Raw genomic sequence first — 20,295 nt, 5'->3', positions numbered from 1 at the left:
ACTAACTACTATATTCTTTAAAATTAATATTATTTCCCCGCACTTCATAAACCCAGCGAATTATAAACCATTTATCATCACCAATGATGATTAAAGTTTTTCTTAACCAAGATTTAATTTTATTAAATTTACAACATATTATTATCTTCATAGAATCCCGCCCCGCGCATTACATGTCATTTGGAAATATACTTAATCGTTAGGGATTACTGATGAAAAAATTATTAATAGCGACCTCTGTCATAATAGGATTATCAACTTCAGCGCAAGCGGTTGAATCCACTGCTGTATTAAAACTGACTGGCGTTTTAACCAACGGCGCATGTATACCAGAGTTAAGTGATGGTGGCGTTGTAGATTTCGGTACTAAAGCCGTTAGCGATCTGCTGCCAACTCAGACGAATCAACTGGGATACAAAGATATAACACTCACGATTCAGTGCCTTGCACCGGCAAAAGTTGGCTGGGTCGCTACCGACAATCATGGCGATTCGGCGACAACGCTGACTATCGATAACGCAACATTTGGCGGTCAGAACAATAGAATACCAAACTATCAGCTAGGTCTGGGTACAACAGCAGATGGTATCAAGATTGGTGCATACGGCCTCTCCATAGACGCGAATAATTCGACCGCCGATGGAGTTAAGACGAAGATGGTAACGACAAATGATTCGAATCCTGGTGTCTGGGCTTTAGCAATGAACGAATACGTTGCGCTTACAAATACATTTCCAACCCCCAATACATATAGTGTCGGCGATGAAAATGGCCCCGTTGCTTTTACCACCGCAACATTTCCTATACGCGTAGCTGCCGCTATACAGGGAACGGACACACTGGCTATTACCGATAACACCACGCTTGATGGTCAGGCGACCTTTACACTCGTATATCTGTAACTCCAGCATTCACATGGAATATTCAACACCTCTTTAATGGAACTATAATGAAAAAAATTTTGCTTATTACTGCAATTGCAGCTTCCTTTGCTACAACCAGCGTGAATGCTGACACCACTGCCGTATTAAAAGTCACCGGTCAACTGGTTGTTGGTGGTTGTACCCCAGAACTCAGCGGCGGCGGCGTGGTTGATTACGGTACTATCCGCCTCGCCACACTTTCCGCAACCGATGTAAACCAACTGGGTACTAAAGATGTCTCTCTGAGTATCTCTTGTCCGTCTGCAACCAAAGCAGCATGGACTATTACCGATGACCGTGCGGACACCCACCCAGGCGCATCCGTTATCTCCATAGCCAATGGCGATATGACTAATAGTATAGTATCTGATACCACAATGTCCTACGGCGTTGGCAAAACAACCGAAGGTGTAAAAATCGGCGCGTTCTCTATTTATACCGATACCGCGAACGTTACCGCTGATGGTGTAAAATCTGACGCTATCTCAGGAACCGTTGATAGCCCAGTCTGGCAGAAGTCTTCCACCGGGATTATCAAAAACGGCAATATGGAAATGTTTACCGTTGCTACAAAAGGCACCACCGAACCGGTTCCGTATACCCTCGCCATTTTCCCGCTGAAAACCTCACTGGCTATTCAGGATACTGCAACGCTGGCCATTACTGATGATACTGATCTGGATGGTCAGGCAACCATCACGCTTAAATATCTCTGATCCAGACCGTGTAAAAAGGTTATTGATCTGTCTCCCTTATTATGGGGAGACAGATTAAAATTAAAGGACTAACTCTGATGCCAGCAGTGACTAAACTTCCATTATTATTACTCAGCGTCCCCTTTGTTTTTTCAACACTCTTTTCACAGGCTAACGCTGCCGGCATGGTACCGGAAACTACGCTACTGGTGATTGAAGAATCCACACACAGCGGCGTAATGAATGTTAAAAACACCGACAGCAATCCGGCTTTGTTATATACCACCGTCGTTGATTTACCTGACGACAATGGTGTGAAGCTGGATGTCACTCAACCGGTTGTTCGCGTTGAAGCAGGCCAGCAGCAGCAACTACGCTTTATTATGGAAAGCACGGAACCGCTCGCCGTCGAGCACTATAAGCGCGTCACGTTTGAAGGTATTCCTCCGAAATCTACCAATAAGGGAATGAAAATAGGTTTTAATCTACGCCAGGATTTGCCGGTATTAATTCGTCCTAAAAATCTACCGGTCGTTACTGATGCCTGGAAATTATTAACCTGGTCCAGAAACGGACAAACAATCAACGTCAAAAATCCGTCTCCCTACGTTGTACGTTTAGCCCAAAATATTACCTTCTTACCTTCCGGGGGCGAAGGCACGATTAAAAAAACCTATATTCTGCCCGGCGAAACATTGAACGTCAGTATAAAAACGCCCCTTGCTGCTGATACATCCGTACGTTTTTACCCTGCCAGCCGTTACGGCATTGAAGTCCCCAGCTTTACCTCACCGCTGGTGCCGTGATGAGAGCTAGCACGTGAAGTATTTAAAACTGCCGCTATACATCAAAACTGCGCTTTATTGCTCACTGGCGACCACGGCGTTTTCGGCTCTGGCGGAGGAGCTGAATTTTGACATGGGTATTCTCACCTCCAGAGGCATTAGCCCCAACGTGGCACAATATTTTTCCCGTGCGCCGCATTTTCTACCAGGCAGCCACACCGTCATGGTAAAGATCAATGGCGTAAATAGAGGGTCGTTGGTCGCGCGTTTCGACACAGAAGGCCAGCTTTGCGTGGATGACGATTTCCTCAGCGCCAGCGGGCTCGTACCGCTTAATATCAGCGCCAAAGAAACCTGCCATAGCCTACAAGAAGATTATCCCTCAGCGATTATTACCCCACTGCCAAACAGTGAATCGCTGGAGCTTTTTGTTCCGGCACAGGCTCTGGATAATAACTTACTATCGCTAAACAACGTGATTAAAGGCGGCACCGCCGGGTTATTTAACTATAACCTGTACGCCAGTCGCAGCGAGTCATCCGGTAGCGATAGCCGAAACTATGCCCAGGCAAACCTTGAAGCTGGCTTAAACTTCGCGGAATGGACGCTGCGCAGCCGCTACATGCTGACGAATAATGATGGAGAATACCGTACCGATAGTCTATATACCTATGCGGAGCACGTATTTCAGGCACAAAAAATGCGTGCGCAAGTTGGGCAGATCAACGTCAACTCCAGTCTATTCAGTGGCGCGCCGATCAACGGCGTACAGCTTATCCCTGAACAAGGGCTGGCACAGGATACACAAGGCGTAACCATTAACGGTATTGCCCGAACCCACCAGGCTCGCGTTGAAGTTCGTCAGTCCGGACAGATTATTTATACCGCACCAGTGAACGCTGGGGCATTTACCCTTGAAAATGTCCCCATCATACGCAGCAATACCGACCTTAACGTCAGCGTCGTTGAAACCGATGGCTCAACGACAACCTTCACGGTGCCGGCAGTATCCTTTAATTTACGCGAACTCACGCCCGCAGGCTTAACAATGTCCATAGGGCGCATACGTGATACCACCAGCGACTATTCGCTTCCCTGGATCTATAACATCAGCGATAGTTGGAAACTGAGTGAAAACTGGCTGGCGCAGGCGTCTGGCGTACTGGCACAAGACTATCAAGCGGCAGGAGGGATGCTGCAATGGCTTCCAACCAACAAATGGACGTTTTCCGGCTCAATGCTGGGCAGTAAAGCGTCCTTTGGCGAATCTCTGCAGGGTGCGAAAAGTGAACTACGCGCCAGCATGGCGCTGCCCGGGGAAATTAGACTTGACGTCAGTACCGCCCGCTACAGCGACGGATATCGTGAGTTAACGGATGCGCTCAATAAAGATGCTTACGAATATCAAAGTAGCTCCAGTGCTAATATTGCCTGGAACCATAATCTGTTAGGTACCTTCTCTCTGGGTTATTACACTTATCAGGCTACGGATAATGACAACGACTCTCGCAGCATAATGGCTTCCTGGGGCAAAACGTTTAAATATGCCTCAATTACCGCTAACTGGCAGCACGCTGTTAATCAGGATGATGAGAATCATAACGACAGTAATGATGATGATATGTTTTACATCAACATCAGCATTCCACTCGGTGAGCAGCGCGTCGGCGCTTATATGCGTAATCAAGGTGATAAAACAACCTACGGGCTACAAAATAATGGTTCGCTGAGTAAAGATACCCATTACTATATTTCTGCGGATCGTGATGCAAAAAACCAGCAAAATAGCTTCAACGGTAATCTCAATAGCAATCTTCATTACACTCAACTCAGCGTGGGCGGCGGCACTGATGGCGATAATTACCGCAACTATAACGCAACCTTCAGCGGAGGCATCGCTGCACACGAACATGGCATAACGTTCTCGCCTTATACAATCAAAAATACCTTTGCTATCGCACGCCTGAGTGAACCAGAAAGCGGCATTGAAATCGCCACGCCACAGGGGCGAATCTGGACTGACCACTGGGGGCAAGCCGTCATTCCGGGGCTAACTGAATGGCGGAAATCCCGCGTAGAGGTTAATGCGAATACGCTACCAAAGAGTATGGAACTGGCAAACGGTATTAAGAATATTACCGTCGCGCACAGCGCTTTTAGGGTACTGGATTTCAACGTGCTGAATACACGCCGTGTGATGCTGACAGTAAAGCGTCCGGACGGCTCATGGCTACCTAAAGGCACCAGCATTGTAGATGAAAAAAATAACTATTTGGTCAGCGCTGTCGACAGCGGACGCGTATTTATCACCGATGTTGGGGATAATCCTGCGTTATATGCCGCTGATGATGATATGAATCGTCTGTGTCGCATCCACTACACGCTGCAGAAAACCCAGGATAAAGAGGCATTTTATGAAACGGCAAAGGGAGTCTGTCAATGAAATCCAACAGCAAATGGTTGGGGATTGCTATATGTTGTATCTTCACCGCACTACTCCCTCCATCAGCCCGAGCCGACGATGACTGCCAAATAACATTCTCTTCGCCAAACATCAGCTTTGGCTGGCTTAAGCAAGATGATATCGTCAATTCTCAGCAAGGCTGGAATCAAATGTCTTCACAGGAGGTTCACGTTAGTGTGAGTTGCCCAGAAAGCCAGAATATTGCTCTTTTTGTGCAAGCCTCAGCGGGGGAAAAGGGACGATTTTATTTTGGAAATAACGGTGGTCTCGCCGTACGTGTTAGTCAGATGATAGTAGATGGTAAAAGTTATCCTATTGCCAGCACCCTTGATAGAGTGAGCTTTGCTCCCAATGACAGTGCCTTGGATAGTCTGTTGCTACATAATAACAACGGTATCATCGCGATGGATAATAACCAGCAGGTCAGTGGGAAAATGATGAACGTCACGCTGACATTAACACCTGTCTTGAACGATAATCAATTTACGCATGCTACCGATACGGTCATGCTAGAAAGCAATTTACAGTGGGAAGTGCTGACGAAATAAACGATGAAGGGGGCCTGCTCTGGCCCCCTTCACAATCTTACTCTTTATCGCCCAGCAGTACGGATTCCAGCGCGATTTTGATCATGTCGTTGAAGGTCGTCTGACGTTCAGCGGCAGTGGTCTGCTCGTGGGTACGGATATGGTCGGACACGGTGCAGATGGTCAGCGCTTTCGCGCCAAATTCAGCCGCAACGCCGTAGATACCCGCCGCTTCCATCTCTACGCCCAGTACGCCGTATTTTTCCATCACGTCGAACATTTCGCCGTCCGGAGAGTAGAACAGGTCAGCGGAAAACAGGTTGCCTACGCGCGCGTCAACGCCCAGCGCTTTTGCCGCATCAACTGCGTTACGCACCATGTCGAAGTCAGCGATAGCCGCGAAGTCATGATCTTTAAAACGGATACGGTTCACTTTGGAGTCGGTGCAGGCACCCATACCGATCACCACGTCGCGCAGTTTGACGTCCATGCGCACAGCGCCGCAGGAGCCGACGCGAATGATTTTCTTCACGCCGAAATCGGTGATCAGCTCTTTGGTGTAGATGGAGCAGGACGGGATACCCATACCGTGGCCCATCACGGAGATCTTACGGCCTTTGTAAGTCCCGGTGAAACCTAACATGCCGCGAACGTTGTTCACTTCGCGAACATCTTCGAGGAAAGTCTCAGCAATGTGCTTCGCGCGCAGCGGGTCGCCCGGCATCAATACGACGTCAGCGAAATCACCCATTTCTGCATTAATATGTGGAGTTGCCATCTTCAGTTCCCTTTAAATTTGTTGTTATTGCCTGATGGCGGCTACGCCTTATCAGGCCTACAAAACGTGTGCAAAAACAGTGAAATACCCTAAGGATTTCGCGTTGCAGGAAGGCGACGAATTCGTGAATCCCCGGGAGCATAGATTAACTATGTGACCGGGGTGAGCGAATGAAGTCAACGCATCTACAGCGCGAAAGACAATGGGTATCACAGCATGTTTTTACCGTAGTCCATCGGCGATGTGCCAAAGTAGGTCGCCAGCGTCTGGCCGATATCCGCGAAGGTTTCACGGTGACCTAAAGAGCCCGGTTTGACTTTCGGACCGTAGATCAGCACCGGAATGTGCTCACGGGTATGGTCAGTACCGGTCCAGCTCGGGTCACAGCCGTGGTCAGCGGTCAGGATTAGAATGTCATCTTCCCCCACCAGCTCCATCAGCTCCGGCAGACGGCGGTCAAACAGCTCCAGGCCTGCGGCGTAGCCCGCGATGTCGCGACGGTGGCCCCAGGAAGAGTCGAAGTCGACGAAGTTAGTGAAGACGATGGTTTTATCGCCCGCTTCTTTCATCTCTTTGAGGGTCGCGTCGAACAGCGCGTCCAGACCGGTCGCTTTCACTTTCTTAGTGATGCCGCAGTTGGCGTAGATGTCGGCAATCTTACCGACGGACACCACGTGGCCCTGTTTTTCATCGACCAGTTTCTGCAGCACGGTCGGCGCTGGCGGTTCTACGGCCAGGTCGTGACGGTTACCGGTACGCTGGAAGTTACCGGCCTTGTCGCCGATAAACGGACGCGCGATCACGCGGCCAATGTTATAGCCGCCTTCGGTCAGCTCTTCACGGGCGATTTCGCACAGCTCGTAGAGTTTATCCAGGCCAAAGGTCTCTTCGTGGCAGGCAATCTGGAACACGGAGTCAGCGGAGGTGTAGAAAATCGGCTTGCCGGTTTTCATGTGCTCTTCGCCGAGCTGGTCCAGAATAACGGTGCCGGAAGAGTGGCAGTTACCGAGATAGCCCGGCAGGTTGGCGCGTTTCACCAGCTTATCCAGCAGTTCCTGCGGGAAGCTGTTTTCGTGATCGCTAAAATAGCCCCAGTCGAACAGTACCGGCACACCGGCGATTTCCCAGTGGCCTGACGGCGTATCTTTGCCGGAGGACAGTTCGTGCGCCCATGCGTATGCGCCAATAACGTCCGCGTTGCCGTCCATGCCGGCGGCAATTTTACCGGTAGAGCCTTCATGCGCTTTCACCAGCCCCAGACGAGTCAGGTTAGGCAGATTCAACGGGCCCTTACGGCCATTGTCAGCTTCGCCATTGGCGCAAGCTTCTGCGATGTGGCCCAGAGTGTCGGAACCTACGTCGCCAAAACGATCCGCGTCTTCAGTAGCGCCGATGCCGAATGAGTCCAGCACCATAATAAATGCACGTTTCATATCTTCTCCGTACTTAGTGCTTCAAAAATAATTGATCAGATCAGTATACAACTATTCAGTAATACGACGATAGACCGAAGGTGTGCTTACTGGCGCTTTATCGTCAAGGATAATTGCCGCTTTGACGGCCTTCGCCGCTTCCTGCCAACTGGCTTCGTCTTTGGCATGAATCACCGCCAGCGGGCGCTGCCCGTCGATGCTGTCGCCCAGACGGGCCATGTCGGTAAAGCCAACGCTGTAATCAATGGTGTCAGACGCCTGACGACGGCCGCCGCCCATCGAGACGACCGCCATCCCCAGCGCACGCGTATCCATTGCGCTGATAAACCCTTCGGTATCAGCATATACCGCTTTGCTCAACATGGCGGTCGGCAAGTATTTATCGTAGTTCTCAACGAAATCGCTTGGCCCTTTCTGCGCGGCCACCATACGACCAAAGACTTCTGCCGCTTTACCGTTATCCAGCACCGCCTGTAATTTCGCACGCGCTTCGGCGTCGTCTTTCGCCAGCTGGCCGGAGATCAGCATCTCCACGCATAGCGCCATAGTGACGTCAAACAAGCGCGGATTGCGGTATTCACCGGTCAGGAACTGCACGGCTTCACGCACTTCCACCGCGTTACCGGCGCTTGAAGCCAGCACCTGGTTCATATCGGTTAACAACGCCGTAGTGCGAACTCCCGCGCCATTTGCCACGCCGACAATCGCTTCAGCAAGGGCTTCAGAAAGTTCATAGGTTGGCATAAACGCGCCGCTGCCGACTTTTACGTCCATTACCAGCGCATCCAGCCCTTCGGCCAGTTTCTTGGCGAGGATGGAACCAGTGATCAGCGGAATAGAGTCCACCGTCGCGGTAATATCGCGGGTGGCGTAAAAACGTTTGTCCGCCGGTGCAAGCGAGCTGGTTTGCCCAATAATCGCCACACCCACGTCTTGAATAATTTCGCGGAAACGGTTGTCGTCCGGGAAGATATCGAAGCCCGGGATCGCTTCCAGTTTGTCGAGCGTACCGCCGGTATGTCCGAGGCCGCGACCGGAGATCATCGGCACATAACCGCCGCAGGCCGCTACCATTGGCCCCAACATCAGAGACGTCACGTCCCCTACGCCGCCGGTCGAATGCTTATCGACAATCGGGCCATTGAGATTCAGGCTTTTCCAGTCAAGGACAGTACCGGAATCCCGCATCGCCATGGTCAGCGAAACACGCTCCGGCATGGTCATATCGTGGAAGAAGATGGTCATCGCCAGGGCGGCAATCTGCCCTTCAGAGATAGTATTGTCACGAATACCATTAATAAAGAAACGAATTTCTTCGTCACTCAACGCATGACCATCACGCTTTTTACGAATAATTTCTTGTGCGAGAAACACGGTACCCTCCTGAGGGAAAAGAGTAGAAGGCTTACATCGCCGGATGGCGGCTAACGCCTTATCCGGCCTACAGGCCTGGATTTGTAGGCCGGATAAGCGCAGCGCCATCCGGCAAATCAGAGCTTAGTAGCTGCTGGCGCTCTTACCGTCGCCGTGACCCAGCGCTTTCAGCAGGCTTGCCAGCAGGCTGGATGCGCCAAAGCGGTAGTGACGAGAATCTGCCCAGTCAGCGCCAAACAGTTCGTCTGCAATCGCGAGGAATTTCTGCGCGTCTTCCGCCGTACGTACGCCGCCCGCCGGTTTGAAGCCAACGGTTTTGGAAACGCCCATGTCGCGGATCACTTCCATCATGATGCGCGCGCTTTCCGGCGTAGCGTTTACCGGCACTTTACCGGTAGAGGTTTTGATGAAATCCGCACCGGCTTTGATGGAGATTTCAGAGGCTTTACGAATCAGCGCCTCTTCTTTCAGCTCGCCGGTTTCGATGATCACTTTCAGCAATACGTTCGCTGCGGCACAAGCGTCTTTACAGGCTTTTACCAGGTCAAAACCCACCTGCTCGTTACCGGCGATCAACGCGCGGTACGGGAATACCACGTCCACTTCGTCAGCACCGTAGGCGATCGCCGCACGGGTTTCCGCCAGTGCAATATCGATGTCATCATTGCCATGCGGGAAGTTAGTCACCGTTGCAATGCGGATGTCCGGCGTACCTTGTTCTTTGAGGGTTTTACGCGCAATCGGGATAAAACGCGGGTAAATACAAATCGCCGCCGTATTCCCGACCGGGGTTTTTGCCTGATGACACAACGCGATCACTTTTTCATTGGTGTCGTCATCGTTCAGAGTGGTCAGATCCATCAGTTTGAGCGCACGCAGGCTGCTTGCTTTTAAATCAGTCATGACATTCTCCAACGGCATTGCCGTATAAAATTTCACCTTGCGAGTCTGTTAATATTCTAACATTCACTCGCGATTACACTTCGATATACATCACAGTTAATGAAAACTACGTACAAATTTGCATTACTGTAATGAGATCTAAATCAAATTATCCCGCCGTCACCGCCTGTTCTTCGAGCGATAAGCGCATCAGGATCAAAGTCGGTTTGCCGCCATTTTCTACAATAGCGCATCGTCCCGGCATAAAGAGGAAACGAAGATGCCTGCCTCATGCGAAACTGCGCTCCAGCAGCGTTGCCAGCAAATTGTGACCAGCCCGGTGCTCACGCCTGAACAAAAACGCCATTTTCTGGCGCTGGAAGCTGAAAACGCCCTGCCTTATCCCACCCTGCCGGAAGATGCCCGCCAGGCGCTGGATGAAGGCGTCATTTGCGATATGTTTGAGGGGCACGCCCCCTTCAAACCACGCTACGTGTTGCCCGATTACGCCCGATTTCTGGCTAACGGTTCACAGTGGCTGGAACTGGAAGGCGCGAAAGATCTGGATGATGCGTTATCCCTACTCACCATTCTGTATCATCACGTTCCTTCCGTGACGTCCATGCCGGTTTATCTCGGCCAGCTTGATGCGTTGCTGCAACCGTATGTTAGAATTCTAACACAAGATGCGATCGATATTCGAATAAAACGTTTCTGGCGTTATCTCGACAGAACGCTGCCAGACGCCTTTATGCATGCCAATATTGGCCCTGCCGATACGCCTGTCACACGAGCGATTTTGCGCGCCGATGCCGAGCTAAAGCAGGTGGCGCCTAACCTGACGTTTATCTACGATGCGGAAATTACGCCGGACGATCTGCTGCTGGAGGTCGCCAAAAACATTTGCGAATGCAGTAAGCCACACATTTCCAACGGCCCTGTAAATGATAAAATTTTCACAAAAGGTCATTATGGCATCGTCAGTTGTTATAACTCGCTACCGCTTGGCGGCGGCGGCAGTACGCTGGTACGTCTCAACCTGAAAGCCGTGGCAGAACGCAGTACGTCTGTCGATGACTTCTTTTCACGCACGCTACCGCACTACTGCCGACAGCAGATCGCCATCATTAATTCACGATGTGAATTCCTCTATGAAAAGTCACATTTCTTTGAGAATAGCTTTCTTGTACAGGAAGGTTTGATCGATCCCGAACGTTTTGCGCCGATGTTCGGTATGTACGGGCTGGCGGAAGCCGTGAACCTGCTGTGCGAAAACGCGGGCCTGACCGCCCGTTACGGCAAGAATGAAACGGCGAACGAGCTGGGCTACCGTATTAGCGCCCAACTGGCGGATTTCGTCGAAAATACGCCAGTGAAGTATGGCTGGAAGCAACGGGCGCTGCTCCATGCCCAGTCTGGCATCAGTTCCGATATTGGCACTACGCCGGGCGCGCGTCTGCCGTATGGCGATGAACCGGACCCTATCACCCATTTGCAAACCGTCGCGCCGCACCATGCCTTTTACCATGCCGGGATCAGCGACATTCTGACGCTGGACGAAACCATCAAGCGTAATCCGCAGGCGCTGGTTCAGCTTTGTCTTGGCGCGTTCAAAGCCGGGATGCGGGAATTTACTGCCAATGTCAGCGGCAACGATCTGGTGCGCGTCACCGGTTATATGGTGCGCCTGTCGGATCTGGCGAAATTTCGCGCCGAAGGCTCGCGTACGAATACCACCTGGCTGGGAGAAGAAGCCGCACGTAATACCCGCATCCTGGAACGACAGCCACGCGTAGTCAGCCATGAACAACAGATGCGCTTTAGTCAGTAAGATCATTGCGTTTTCCTGCGTCGATGGGCCAGGCAGCCGCCTGGCATTATTCTTACAGGGCTGCAATTTGCGCTGCAAGAATTGCCATAACCCGTGGACGATGGGACGCTGTAACGACTGCGGGGAATGCGTATCGCAGTGTCCGCATCACGCCCTCAGCGTTGATGGCGGGAAAGTGGTATGGCGGTCGGACGTCTGCGAGCAGTGCGATACCTGCCTGAAAATGTGCCCACAGCAGGCAACGCCAATGGCGCAGACCATGAGCGTTGACGATGTGCTGCGTCATATTCGTAAAGCATCGCTGTTTATTGAAGGTATTACCGTCAGCGGCGGAGAGGCGACCACGCAATTACCGTTTATTGTGGCGCTATTTACAGCGATCAAAGCCGATCCGCAGTTACAACGGCTGACCTGTCTGGTGGACAGTAATGGTCAGTTAAGCGAGACCGGCTGGCAAAAACTACTGCCGGTTTGCGACGGCGTAATGCTCGATCTGAAAGCCTGGAAGAGCGAGTGTCATCACCGTCTGACCGGACGTGATAACACGCATATTAAGCACAGTATCCGCTTTCTTGCTGCGCAGGGAAAACTGGCGGAGCTGCGGTTGCTGGTTATCCCGAATCAGGTGGACTATGCGGCGCATATTGATTCACTGGCGGCGTTTATTACTTCGCTGGGCGAGGTTCCGGTGCGTTTGAATGCCTTTCATGCGCATGGCGTCTATGGCGAAGCGAAGGCCTGGCCAGGCGCGACGCCGCAAGAGGTGGAACGGCTGGCTGACGGATTGCGCGCGCGTGGGGTGGCGAAGCTGATTTTGCCGGCGCTATATCTGTAAGCGTCACCTGCCGGACGGCGGCTGCGATGCCCTCAGAGCCGAAACAGGGTAATGGTATTGCGATACAGCGTATCGGCTATCACCTCTGCGGGCTCCGGACGTAATTCGCAGAGCGCATCAAATACGCGCGCCGCCTGCTCCGGGCGGTTCGGCTGCCCCTGAAACCCCTTTAGCGGCATATCCGGCGCATCGGTCTCCAGCAACAGCGCGTCCAGCGGCAACCGCGCCATAACATCACGGGTTTTACTGGCGCGCGGGTAGGTGATGGTGCCGCCGACGCCGATTTTATAGCCCAGTTGCACAAAACGTTCGGCCTGTTGCAGACTGCCGGCAAAACCATGCACCACGCCGGTTCGCGGCAAACTCTGGCGCTTTAAGCGCATCGCCAGTTTGTCATGCGTGCGCCGCGAGTGCAGGATCACCGGCAGATCGTAGCGTTTTGCCAGTTGCAGTTGCGCGTCTAAAAATCGCTCTTGCCTGGCGAACTGCGGATCGTCGCGATAGAGATCGAGACCGATCTCACCTACCGCCACGACGTTCTGTTGCTGCGCCAGCGCCTGTTGCAGCTTATCAGGATCGTCATCGGCATGACGCTCAATCACAATGGGGTGCAATCCCAGCGCAGCATAAAGCGACGGGAAACGCGCCGCCAGCGCCAGCACGCGGGGAAAGTGAGCCGCCTCGGTCGCCGGCACGATGATTTTTTCAACGCCCGCCTCACAGGCACGCTGAATACTGGCGCGCTCATCGCCCGTAAAGGGCGGGAAATCAAAATGGCAGTGTGTATCGATAAAGCGCCAGCTCACGCCAGATCCTCGTCGGTAAAGGTGGTGTCGTTTGCCTGCGGCGCGCTAATGACCTCCGCCACATGCGTATCATTGGCCACCGGCGCCGGAGGCACGACCACCGTTTCCGGCACGGCAATCCGCGACGTATGGCGCAAGAGAGGCGGCGTTGCGGCGAGCAATTTACCAACGGTGGCAAGGAAATAACGCCCGCATAATTGCCCGGTTTTGTAATCCTCACGCAGCGCCGGGATACGGCTGCCCAGCGCCATGCTGTGCAGCGGTTTCGGCGGATAAATTTCAATGATCCGCAGCTTACCCGGCGGCTTTTCAATAAATTGTTGGATCGCGCTGTAGGACGTTTCATGATGCTGCACCAGGTTGACCAACGGCTGTAGACTGCTCTCTCCCAGCCAGCGCTCCATACGCTTAAACCACTGCGGCGTGTAATACATTTGCGAGGGTACGGTGCGGATCACCACAATGGTTTTCGCCCCCCGCTTTGCCGCCTCCTGAACCGGAATGGCGTCGCTAATGCCACCGTCCAGATAGTTGATGCCCTCTAACGTAACGCCGGTACGGTAGAAACCCGGTATGGCGCTGGAGGCGCGAATGATATCAAGCCAGTTTTGTTTTGTCGGCGAGAAATAGCCCGGCGTGTAATCATCCCCCCGGCAGGCGCACATATAAAAGGATTTTCCGCTGTCGAACAGGCGCGCTGCGGTATCCATCTGCAGCGGCATCCGGGCGGCGGTGGATTCCACCAGCCAGTCGAGGTCAATAAGGTTTCCTCCGCGTACAAATCGCAGCGGATCAAAAAATTCGCGCCTGGTGGTATAGCGCATAATGACTTTACGCCCGTAGCCGGGCTGGTTGCAGAGATACGCCGAGAGATTTTGCGCACCGGCTGATGTGCCGAAGTAGAGATGGAAAGGATTAAACTGCGCACGCATAAACTCATCCAGCACGCCTGCGGTAAAGATACCCCGCTGCCCCCCGCCCTCACAGACCAGCGCCATACGGCCTGGCCGGAACGGTGTTAATGATAACGGCGCAATATTGCCGAGCGTAACCGGTATTCGCTGGCCCACCTCTGCCTTCCTGTTTTTCATTTTTTTCCAGGCTGACAAGGTAACGCAAAACGTTAACGGCTAAAACCGTAAAAGCCAGTCCGCTGGACTGGCTTGATAGCAATATATCTTTACAGATGCCTGCTAGGGTCGTTTACGGCCCATGAACAGGCTGACCAGGAAGAGCACGATCCCGACGACGAAGACGATTTTCGCCGCGCCGGCAGCCGTACCAGCCAGTCCACCAAAACCCAATGCGGCGGCAATTAACGCGATAACCAGAAATATAATGCCCCAACGAAACATAAGCCTCTCCTTTACCATAGTTAATGTCGACCGCTAAATATGAGCGCTCAGGCTACTCATTCGCGATATTTTTAGTGTGGTGCACATTACGCCTCCCGACAAACGTCGGGAGGACGAATTACGACGAATTACTGAACTTTCAGATCGTTTTTAACACTTTTTACGCCATCAACGGCTTTCGCGATGCTTTCAGCGCGGTCGCTTTGTTCCTGAGTTTCAACGGTACCGGAGAGCTGTACGACGCCATCGGTCGTTTCCACTTTCACTTTACGGGAAGGGACGAGATCGTCCGCCAGCAACTTGGCTTTGACTTCACTGGTCGTGGCCGTATCGCCGGCATAACCTTTCACGGAACCATCTTTATTGTCGCGAACGTGAAGTTTGTCGCTAACGGAGGTCACGCCTTCTACGCCTTTCGCCACTTTCACGGCGGCTTCAGCCTGCGCCTGGCTTTCTACAAAGCCGCTCAGGGTGACGACTTTCTGATTGGTTTCGACAGAAATATCGGTGCTTTTAATATTGTCATGGTCTACCAGCGCAGCTTTTACTTTCGCAGTGATGGCGCTGTCATCCATGAAGTTACCGACTTTATTCATAGAGCTATCGACTTTTTGCCCTGCGGTTTCGGTTCCGCTTTGCGCCTTGTCCGTTGTTGCGTTTTCTGCAAAGGCAGAACCTGTCGCAACAGCAGAGGTCAACATTACGGCCAGCAGAGTTTTAGAAATCTTCAGTCTTGTCATAGTCATCGATTTTGTCCTGTATAGTTTGCTCGTAATTTGAGCTCAGGCAACACGAGGTTGCATTGCTGAATGCGGTGAAACTCACCGGTTTCTGAAGTCAATGACTGGCATCACATTCGTGAATTTGTAACGACGCGTCGCCTGCCACCCTTCCGTTTCAGTTATTAATATCGTGACTGAAACAAATCTCAGCTTTAAGCTCTCATATTCACGCATTGAACAGGCATTAAAGCCGACATTTATGTCATCACTTTGTTAAATATAGATCACAATTTTAAAATCGCTTGTCGGTGCGTATAAAAAACAGGCAGATCGAAGAAAAAACGCGGGATTTAAGAACATTCCGTAAGCGGTTAAAAAGGCAGGGAAAGTACGAAGGCGCGGCGGATGCCGCGCCCGGAAAGGGATCAGTGTTCGCGCGTTTTACGGAACTGAACGTCAGGGTAACGTTCCTGGGTCAGGTTCAGGTTAACCATCGTGGGGGCGATATAGGTGAGATTGTCGCCGCCATCCAGCGCCAGCTGCGTTTCATTCTTACGCTTAAACTCTTCGAATTTCTTCGCATCGGTGCTTTCCACCCAGCGCGCCGTCGCCACGTTGACGGATTCATAAATCGCCTCAACGTTGTATTCGCTTTTCAGGCGCGCGACAACAACGTCAAACTGCAGAACGCCCACGGCGCCGACAATCAGATCGTTGTTGGAGATGGGACGGAATACCTGAACCGCCCCCTCTTCAGAAAGCTGCACCAGCCCTTTCAGTAGCTGCTTCTGCTTGAGCGGATCTTTCAGGCGAATACGACGGAACAGTTCCGGCGCAAAGTTCGGGATACCGGTAAACTTCATCATCTCGCCCTGGGTGAAGGTATCGCCGATCTGAATGGTGCCGTGGTTATGCAGACCCAAAATATCGCCCGGGTACGCTTCTTCAACGTGCGAACGATCGCCCGCCATAAATGTTAACGCGTCGGAAATCACCACATCTTTGCCGGTACGGACCTGGCGTAACTTCATGCCCTTCTCATACTTACCGGAAACCACGCGCATAAACGCCACGCGGTCGCGGTGTTTCGGGTCCATATTGGCCTGAATTTTAAAGACAAAACCGGTGAATTTCTCTTCCGAGGCTTCCACTGTGCGGGTATCGGTTTGACGCGGCATCGGCGCGGGCGCCCACGCCACTAAACCATCCAGCATATGGTCAACGCCAAAGTTACCCAGCGCGGTACCGAAAAATACCGGGGTAATTTCCCCTGCCAGGAACAGCTCTTCATCAAACTCGTTAGACGCGCCCTGCACCAGTTCCAGCTCGTCGCGCAGCTGTTGCGCCAGGTCTTCACCGACGGCGGCGTCCAGATCCGGGTTATTCAGCCCTTTAACGATGCGCACTTCCTGAATGGTGTGGCCCTTACCGGTCTGATACAGATAAGTTTCATCTTTATAAAGGTGATAAACGCCCTTAAACAGCTTGCCGCAGCCAATCGGCCAGGTGATCGGCGCGCAGCCGATTTTCAGCTCATTTTCCACTTCATCCAGCAGCTCCATCGGGTCGCGGATGTCACGGTCGAGTTTGTTCATAAAGGTCAGGATCGGCGTATCGCGCAGACGGGTAACTTCCATCAGCTTACGGGTCCTGTCCTCAACGCCTTTCGCGGCGTCGATCACCATCAGACAACAGTCCACCGCCGTCAGAGTACGGTAGGTATCTTCGGAGAAGTCTTCGTGCCCCGGGGTATCCAGCAGATTCACCAGACAGTCGTGATACGGGAACTGCATCACCGAGGTGGTGATAGAGATACCACGCTGTTTTTCCATCTCCATCCAGTCAGATTTTGCATGTTGGCTGGAGCCACGGCCTTTTACCGTACCGGCGGTCTGAATCGCCTGTCCGAACAGCAACACTTTTTCGGTAATGGTGGTTTTACCGGCGTCCGGGTGAGAAATAATGGCAAAAGTGCGGCGTTTGGCCACCTCTTGCAAATAAGGAGACAACGTCATAGTCAAATCTTCTTGAGTAAGCGCGGCGTTTGACCACGCATGTTGAATACGAAAAATGCGGCTATTTTACCCATCAACCTGGGGGAGGCAATCAGTGTTTACACAGGAGCTGCTCCAGTTCGCTTAATGACGCCACAGTCCAGGTTGGATGGATACCCGCGGGCTGCTCGCGATGATGCGCGTTAAGCCAGCAGGTCGACAGTCCGGCGTTAATGCCGCCAAGAATATCGGATTCCGCGGTATCGCCAACCATTAATACGCGCGAGCGGTCAGGATTCCCTGCCTGCTCCAGGGCGTAGTTAAAGATTTTCGGATCGGGCTTCGCGACGCCAACCTGCTCGGAAATCACCAGCAGATCGAAATACTCGCGCAGCCCGGTGCGCTCCAGACGAGTTTGTTGTAGCGCGGTAAAACCATTAGTAATAATACCGATTTTAGCCTGCCCGCGAATCGCATTAAGTAGCGAAACGGCGCCCGGCAAAGGAGAACAGATCTCCGCCATCGCACTAATAAAAGCGTCATTCAGCAGCCCCGGCGCAACGTTTAGCCGTTCAGCCCAACTTTGAAAGCGCGCGTGCTGCAATTGTAATGAGGTAATCGCGCCGTTCTGATAATCCACCCATAGCGGCTTATTCACGGCCTGGTAATCCTGGAAATCCTCAGCGGTAAAGGTGACGCTATAGTCAAGGAACATCCGCTGTAAGCCGGTGAAAGAATCAAACGTAAACAGCGTTTCATCGGCATCAAAGAAAATCCAGTCCCACTTCATCATTACACCTTGCCTCTTTTATTACATGCTTATCGGTAACGCCATGATGATGGCGTCCTCATGCCCTTGTGCCGTAGGATAGTAATTGCGGCGAATCGTCGCCTCGTTAAACCCCAGACTTTCATACAGCGCGATGGCGGCAGCGTTAGAGGCGCGTACCTCCAGCCATAACATTACAACACCGCGTTTTTCCAGTTCATCAATCAGATGCTCAAGCAGCATACGCCCCAGCCCCCGACGCTGAAAATCCGGATCGACGGCGATATTGAACAGCGTCGCTTCGTCCAGCACCACCTGTGTAATGGCAAACGCGGCCATTCTGTCATCAGCGGTCAGCTTAAGGTTGAGATACCGTTCGCCCTGGTTGCCGAAAAACGTTTTTTCGCTCCACGGAAACGCATGAGCGCGTTGCTCAATCTGCCAGGCTGCGGGGAGATCGGTCGTGCTGAGGATAGAAATCGTGTTCATGTTCGCAGATTTGTTGCCATAGTGCGGCGCGTGCCGCCGGGTTTGCCCGGAGTTCATTAAACGCCGGCGTCGTGACCTGAGCGCCTTCGAGTTGGAGCGGCGCGTCAGTTCCTAACCGCCAGCTATTACAACGGCTGCCCTGCGGCAGCATGGCGACGCGCTCAGGCGTCAGCGGTAAAACCTGATCGGGACTCACGGTCAACGCGCGTAAGATATCGCGCATTAGCGGCTCGTTCAGCGCGGGTAATTCCTCTGCAACCACGATCAGACGAACGTGCGCGGGAAGGGAAATCGCAATCTCGCCCTGTAGCGCGCCAGGACGTCGCAGCGCCCACTGCGTAATACCCAGTTGCTGTAACTGCCAGTCTCGTCGGGATGTCATAGCGAAACGCTCCTGTAATCAGGGGCGCAAATATAGCAAATCTGTCGAATCTGCGCCATCAAACTACTATAATCGCCGCCAGTCTGAATTAAGGAGCATTCCATGTCTGCTTTTACCCCGGCAAGTGAAGTCTTGCTGCGCCACAGTGATGATTTCGAACAAAGCCGTATTCTTTTTGCCGGAGATTTGCAGGATGACCTGCCCGCGCGCTTTGAATGCGCCGCCAGCCGCGCGCATACGCAACAGTTTCACCACTGGCAGGTATTAAGCCGCCAGATGGGCGATAACGTCCGTTTTAGCCTGGTCGCGCAAGCCAGCGATGTCGCTGACTGCGATACGCTGATCTACTACTGGCCGAAAAATAAACCCGAAGCGCAGTTCCAGTTGATGAATATTTTGTCGCTGATGCCGGTGGGCGTCGATGTTTTCGTCGTGGGGGAAAACCGCAGCGGCGTGCGTAGCGCCGAACCGATGCTGGCGGACTATGCGCCGCTGAACAAAGTAGATAGCGCGCGACGTTGCGGCCTTTACCATGGTCGTCTGGAAAAGCAGCCGCGTTTCAGTCTCGAATCCTGGTGGGCCGAGTACAGCATCGACGGGCTGACCATCAAAACGTTGCCGGGCGTATTCAGCCGCGACGGACTGGATGTTGGTAGCCAACTGCTGCTGTCTACGCTGACGCCGCACACCAAAGGTAAAGTGCTGGATGTCGGCTGCGGCGCTGGCGTGCTTTCCGCCGCGCTGGCCAGCCATTCGCCGAAAGTGCGCCTGACGCTGTGTGACGTCAGCGCTCCGGCGGTGGAAGCCAGCCGCGCCACGCTTGCCGCTAATGGTCTTGAAGGCGAGGTATTCGCCAGCAACGTCTTTTCGGAAGTCAAAGGACGTTTTGACATGATCATCTCCAACCCGCCGTTCCACGACGGAATGCAAACCAGCCTCGATGCGGCGCAAACGCTCATTCGCGGCGCAGTGCGCCATCTGAACAGCGGCGGAGAGTTACGCATCGTGGCGAACGCCTTTCTGCCCTATCCTAAGATTCTGGATGAGACTTTTGGCTTCCATGAAGTCATCGCGCAGACCGGGCGCTTTAAGGTTTATCGTACCGTGATGACCCGTCAGGCGAAGAAATAGTTGGCCTGATAAGCGCAGCGCCATCTGGTTGCATGTGCCGGATGGCGACGCAAAGCGTCTTATCCAACCTACGTCTCGCGTCCATTTTTGCAGCAATCAATCTATCCCATGCAATTAACT

The 20,295-nt window shown here is 52.6% G+C and carries 20 protein-coding genes; 8 read left to right on the top strand and 12 right to left on the bottom strand.

All coding sequences use genetic code 11. From position 1 onward, the window contains the following. Positions 1–212: 212 nt before the first annotated feature. The 5 genes from J4613_RS07955 to J4613_RS07935 all read left to right on the top strand — a co-directional run bounded on the left by J4613_RS07955 (position 213) and on the right by J4613_RS07935 (position 5,415). Complete coding sequence (locus tag J4613_RS07955) at positions 213–902, top strand: DUF1120 domain-containing protein (protein WP_000734707.1); 690 nt, start codon at positions 213–215, stop codon at positions 900–902. 47 nt (positions 903–949) lie between these two features. Further along, positions 950–1,639 (top strand): DUF1120 domain-containing protein, encoded by a 690-nt coding sequence (locus J4613_RS07950; protein ID WP_000722275.1) that lies wholly within the window; start codon positions 950–952, stop codon positions 1,637–1,639. 77 nt (positions 1,640–1,716) lie between these two features. Further along, complete coding sequence (stjC, locus tag J4613_RS07945) at positions 1,717–2,424, top strand: fimbrial biogenesis chaperone StjC (protein WP_001112031.1); 708 nt, start codon at positions 1,717–1,719, stop codon at positions 2,422–2,424. A 13-nt stretch (positions 2,425–2,437) separates the two neighbouring features. After that, positions 2,438–4,846 carry a fimbrial biogenesis outer membrane usher protein gene (locus J4613_RS07940; RefSeq protein WP_111742487.1) on the top strand — a complete coding sequence of 803 codons (2,409 nt, stop codon included), beginning with the start codon at positions 2,438–2,440 and terminating at the stop codon, positions 4,844–4,846. Then, the gene (locus J4613_RS07935) at positions 4,843–5,415 is read left to right on the top strand and encodes a hypothetical protein (RefSeq protein WP_023259365.1); all 573 of its coding nucleotides are present in this window, start codon (positions 4,843–4,845) and stop codon (positions 5,413–5,415) included. The genes J4613_RS07940 and J4613_RS07935 overlap by 4 nt, the downstream gene beginning before the upstream one ends. A 37-nt stretch (positions 5,416–5,452) precedes the next feature. Here the strand turns inward: J4613_RS07935 and deoD are convergent, their stop codons facing one another. From deoD to deoC, 4 genes are all read right to left on the bottom strand, one after another. Then, complete coding sequence (gene deoD / locus J4613_RS07930; protein ID WP_000224864.1) at positions 5,453–6,172, bottom strand: purine-nucleoside phosphorylase; 720 nt, start codon at positions 6,170–6,172, stop codon at positions 5,453–5,455. Between the two features lie 209 nt (positions 6,173–6,381). Further along, entirely contained in the window at positions 6,382–7,605 is a 1,224-nt protein-coding gene (gene deoB / locus J4613_RS07925; protein WP_000816459.1) for a phosphopentomutase, read from the bottom strand. A 51-nt stretch (positions 7,606–7,656) separates the two neighbouring features. Then, positions 7,657–8,979 carry a thymidine phosphorylase gene (deoA, locus tag J4613_RS07920; protein ID WP_000477839.1) on the bottom strand — a complete coding sequence of 441 codons (1,323 nt, stop codon included), beginning with the start codon at positions 8,977–8,979 and terminating at the stop codon, positions 7,657–7,659. Positions 8,980–9,102: 123 nt separating this feature from the next. Next, on the bottom strand, positions 9,103–9,882 hold the full coding sequence (gene deoC / locus J4613_RS07915; RefSeq protein ID WP_001519713.1) for a deoxyribose-phosphate aldolase: 780 nt from the start codon (positions 9,880–9,882) through the stop codon (positions 9,103–9,105). Between the two features lie 259 nt (positions 9,883–10,141). On the opposite strand from deoC, the gene J4613_RS07910 reads away from it, so the two are divergent. Both J4613_RS07910 and J4613_RS07905 read left to right on the top strand, forming a co-directional pair. Continuing rightward, positions 10,142–11,692 carry a YjjI family glycine radical enzyme gene (locus J4613_RS07910; protein ID WP_001111690.1) on the top strand — a complete coding sequence of 517 codons (1,551 nt, stop codon included), beginning with the start codon at positions 10,142–10,144 and terminating at the stop codon, positions 11,690–11,692. Continuing rightward, the gene (locus tag J4613_RS07905; protein WP_001064944.1) at positions 11,664–12,527 is read left to right on the top strand and encodes a YjjW family glycine radical enzyme activase; all 864 of its coding nucleotides are present in this window, start codon (positions 11,664–11,666) and stop codon (positions 12,525–12,527) included. The genes J4613_RS07910 and J4613_RS07905 overlap by 29 nt, the downstream gene beginning before the upstream one ends. Before the next feature lie 32 nt (positions 12,528–12,559). Here the strand turns inward: J4613_RS07905 and J4613_RS07900 are convergent, their stop codons facing one another. The 8 genes from J4613_RS07900 to J4613_RS07865 form a co-directional block, all read right to left on the bottom strand. After that, positions 12,560–13,333 carry a metal-dependent hydrolase gene (locus tag J4613_RS07900; RefSeq protein ID WP_058653125.1) on the bottom strand — a complete coding sequence of 258 codons (774 nt, stop codon included), beginning with the start codon at positions 13,331–13,333 and terminating at the stop codon, positions 12,560–12,562. Beyond that, positions 13,330–14,403, bottom strand: coding sequence for a patatin family protein (locus tag J4613_RS07895; protein WP_000531540.1), 1,074 nt, complete (start codon positions 14,401–14,403; stop codon positions 13,330–13,332). Before J4613_RS07895 ends, J4613_RS07900 begins: the two co-directional genes overlap by 4 nt. Positions 14,404–14,526: 123 nt before the next feature. Next, positions 14,527–14,688: a DUF1328 family protein gene (locus J4613_RS07890; protein ID WP_000490276.1), complete on the bottom strand. Its 162-nt coding sequence runs from the start codon at positions 14,686–14,688 to the stop codon at positions 14,527–14,529. Positions 14,689–14,816: 128 nt separating this feature from the next. Then, complete coding sequence (gene osmY, locus J4613_RS07885) at positions 14,817–15,434, bottom strand: molecular chaperone OsmY (protein ID WP_000178962.1); 618 nt, start codon at positions 15,432–15,434, stop codon at positions 14,817–14,819. A 401-nt stretch (positions 15,435–15,835) separates the two neighbouring features. Further along, on the bottom strand, positions 15,836–17,425 hold the full coding sequence (gene prfC, locus J4613_RS07880; protein WP_000175966.1) for a peptide chain release factor 3: 1,590 nt from the start codon (positions 17,423–17,425) through the stop codon (positions 15,836–15,838). Between the two features lie 91 nt (positions 17,426–17,516). Further along, the gene (yjjG, locus tag J4613_RS07875) at positions 17,517–18,194 is read right to left on the bottom strand and encodes a pyrimidine 5'-nucleotidase (protein ID WP_000870686.1); all 678 of its coding nucleotides are present in this window, start codon (positions 18,192–18,194) and stop codon (positions 17,517–17,519) included. Positions 18,195–18,215: 21 nt separating this feature from the next. Then, entirely contained in the window at positions 18,216–18,662 is a 447-nt protein-coding gene (gene rimI, locus J4613_RS07870; RefSeq protein ID WP_080193241.1) for a ribosomal protein S18-alanine N-acetyltransferase, read from the bottom strand. Continuing rightward, complete coding sequence (locus J4613_RS07865; RefSeq protein WP_000203998.1) at positions 18,607–19,044, bottom strand: DNA polymerase III subunit psi; 438 nt, start codon at positions 19,042–19,044, stop codon at positions 18,607–18,609. The genes rimI and J4613_RS07865 overlap by 56 nt, the downstream gene beginning before the upstream one ends. Positions 19,045–19,146: 102 nt before the next feature. Between J4613_RS07865 and rsmC the strand changes: the two genes are divergently transcribed. Further along, entirely contained in the window at positions 19,147–20,175 is a 1,029-nt protein-coding gene (gene rsmC / locus J4613_RS07860) for a 16S rRNA (guanine(1207)-N(2))-methyltransferase RsmC (RefSeq protein ID WP_023261000.1), read from the top strand. The last annotated feature ends 120 nt before the right edge of the window (positions 20,176–20,295 follow it).

This window comes from Salmonella sp. 32020114201800008SM, assembly GCF_017572025.1.
In the GTDB taxonomy this organism is placed as follows: Bacteria; Pseudomonadota; Gammaproteobacteria; order Enterobacterales; family Enterobacteriaceae; genus Salmonella; species Salmonella enterica.
The sequence above is the reverse complement of the archived record's forward strand: the minus strand, read 5'-3'. Positions and strand labels throughout refer to the sequence as shown.

What these genes read in the sequence shown, in the direction of transcription:
- rsmC (WP_023261000.1), top strand. Translation starts at nt 19,147, where the DNA reads ATGTCTGCTTTTACCCCGGCAAGTGAAGTCTTGCTGCGCCACAGTGAT.
- J4613_RS07905 (WP_001064944.1), top strand. Translation starts at nt 11,664, where the DNA reads ATGAACAACAGATGCGCTTTAGTCAGTAAGATCATTGCGTTTTCCTGC.
- prfC (WP_000175966.1), bottom strand. Translation starts at nt 17,425, where the DNA reads ATGACGTTGTCTCCTTATTTGCAAGAGGTGGCCAAACGCCGCACTTTT.
- deoB (WP_000816459.1), bottom strand. Translation starts at nt 7,605, where the DNA reads ATGAAACGTGCATTTATTATGGTGCTGGACTCATTCGGCATCGGCGCT.
- J4613_RS07950 (WP_000722275.1), top strand. Translation starts at nt 950, where the DNA reads ATGAAAAAAATTTTGCTTATTACTGCAATTGCAGCTTCCTTTGCTACA.
- J4613_RS07910 (WP_001111690.1), top strand. Translation starts at nt 10,142, where the DNA reads ATGCCTGCCTCATGCGAAACTGCGCTCCAGCAGCGTTGCCAGCAAATT.
- J4613_RS07955 (WP_000734707.1), top strand. Translation starts at nt 213, where the DNA reads ATGAAAAAATTATTAATAGCGACCTCTGTCATAATAGGATTATCAACT.
- rimI (WP_080193241.1), bottom strand. Translation starts at nt 18,662, where the DNA reads ATGAACACGATTTCTATCCTCAGCACGACCGATCTCCCCGCAGCCTGG.
- J4613_RS07890 (WP_000490276.1), bottom strand. Translation starts at nt 14,688, where the DNA reads ATGTTTCGTTGGGGCATTATATTTCTGGTTATCGCGTTAATTGCCGCC.
- stjC (WP_001112031.1), top strand. Translation starts at nt 1,717, where the DNA reads ATGCCAGCAGTGACTAAACTTCCATTATTATTACTCAGCGTCCCCTTT.
- yjjG (WP_000870686.1), bottom strand. Translation starts at nt 18,194, where the DNA reads ATGAAGTGGGACTGGATTTTCTTTGATGCCGATGAAACGCTGTTTACG.
- deoD (WP_000224864.1), bottom strand. Translation starts at nt 6,172, where the DNA reads ATGGCAACTCCACATATTAATGCAGAAATGGGTGATTTCGCTGACGTC.
- J4613_RS07935 (WP_023259365.1), top strand. Translation starts at nt 4,843, where the DNA reads ATGAAATCCAACAGCAAATGGTTGGGGATTGCTATATGTTGTATCTTC.
- deoC (WP_001519713.1), bottom strand. Translation starts at nt 9,882, where the DNA reads ATGACTGATTTAAAAGCAAGCAGCCTGCGTGCGCTCAAACTGATGGAT.
- J4613_RS07865 (WP_000203998.1), bottom strand. Translation starts at nt 19,044, where the DNA reads ATGACATCCCGACGAGACTGGCAGTTACAGCAACTGGGTATTACGCAG.
- osmY (WP_000178962.1), bottom strand. Translation starts at nt 15,434, where the DNA reads ATGACTATGACAAGACTGAAGATTTCTAAAACTCTGCTGGCCGTAATG.